1 protein-coding gene is annotated in these 1,688 nt (G+C 73.6%); it reads right to left on the reverse strand.

What is annotated here, in order from left to right:
• Positions 1-27: 27 nt before the first annotated feature.
• A complete protein-coding gene (locus FV230_RS28055; RefSeq protein ID WP_147844692.1) occupies positions 28-1,233 on the reverse strand; it encodes a methyl-accepting chemotaxis protein in 1,206 nt (401 codons plus the stop codon).
• Between the last annotated feature and the right edge of the window lie 455 nt (positions 1,234-1,688).

The raw sequence follows: 1,688 nt of genomic DNA on the forward strand, positions 1-1,688 counted from the left end.
GATCGCCACCGTGCAGACGGTCTACGCCTACCTGTTCAACACCGGCGTGCTGGCGCTCGCCGTCAACATGGCGGCGGCCATCACGTCCATGGCGAGGAAGGGCGCGACGGCGGCGGCATCGGCGACGCCGGCGCGGACGCCGGCGGGCAGGATCGGATCGACGGTGATCGTCATCATGCCGGTATGCGGCACCGCGCCGATCAGCACCGAGGCGAGGCGGCGCTTCCAGGCGGCGCAGTCGGCCGGCAGGCGGGCGAGGGCGAGGGTGAGCGGGTCGCCGTCCATGCGGTCGAGCAGGGTGCGGCTCATCGCTTCGAGCGCCTCGAGCTGGCCGATCGCGTCCTGGATCTCGCCGCGGGACTTCTCGGTGCCGGCGGCGATCCGGCCGACATTGGTCGCGATCTCGCCGGTGGCGAGGATCTGCTGCTCCATCACCTCGGCCATCGCCCGCATCTCCGAGGCGGCCTCGGCGACCGCCGCGCTCTCCGCCTCGACGCGGGCGTTGGCGCGGTCCATCACCTTGGAACCCGCCGCGACCGCGGCGCGGCTGTGGCCGACCGCGGCGTGCATCGCCGACAGCTCGGTCTGGAGCGCGGAGAGCCGCGCGCGGATCTCGTCGGTGGCGCGGGCGGTCTGGCCCGACAGCGCCTTCACCTCGCCGGCGACGACGGCGAAGCCCCGCCCCGCCTCGCCGGCGCGCGCCGCCTCGATGGTGGCGTTGAGCGCCAGCAGGTTGGTCTGGGCCGAGATCGAGGCGATCGCGGTCGCCATCTCCTCGATCCGCCGCGCGGCCGCCGCGAAGCCTTCGAGGCGCCCGCCGATCTCGGACGTGCCGACCTGGATCTCCTGCATCCGCTCGCCGGCCTGGCGCATGTCGGCCGCGCAGACCACGATGCCCTCGCGCGCACGCTCGGCCGTCTCGGCCGAGGTCTGCGAGCGGGCGGCGATCTCGCTGGTCGAGGCGGCCAGTTCCTCGCTCGCCGCCGCGATCAGCCGGGCCTGGTCGGCGACCTGGGCGGAATCGTGGGTGAGCCAGCCGATCGAGGTCCCGGCCGAGGAGGCCGCGGCCGACAGGCGCCCGGGCAGCCGCAACGTCTCGGGGTCGGCCGGCGGCGCGACCGGCGCGGGGGCCTCGTCGGCGACGCGGTCGAGGACGGCGGGGGCAACGCTGGCGGGAGCGACTACCGAAAGGGCCGGCCTTTCAGTCCTGGCTTTGCGGAAGTAGCTCAACATCGATTGTGTCCCCTGCCGTAAAGCTTCAACCTAAGATGGAATAGGTCAATAAGGGGTTTAGACCGGGCGCGTTTGCTCAGAGAGCGGCCGACATTCGGCTGTTCCCGGGACCTCGACCCGTTGCCGTGGGCCGTGGGGACCGCCCGGCGCGACCGGCGGCGGCGGACGCAGGAACGGCGCTCCACCCGGCCGCCCGCGGCCGATTGGTGTCCATGCCCCTAAATATTCGGCTCACGACACGGGATGTCGTGAGCCGGATCCGGTTCAGCCCGTCTCGCGCAGGCTCATTCGCCGGTGAGCGCCGCCTTGGTGCGCGACCACCAGCCGGCCCGCTTCGGCCGGTCGGGATCGGACGGCTCGCTGAGCACCACCGCCACCGGCTCCGGAGCCCGTGCGGGGGCTGCGGGCGCGGGCTCCTCGGCGGCGGCCGGCTCAGGGGAAGGCTGCGCCGGGGC

It is taken from the genome of Methylobacterium sp. WL6, assembly GCF_008040095.1.
Classification (GTDB): Bacteria; Pseudomonadota; Alphaproteobacteria; order Rhizobiales; family Beijerinckiaceae; genus Methylobacterium.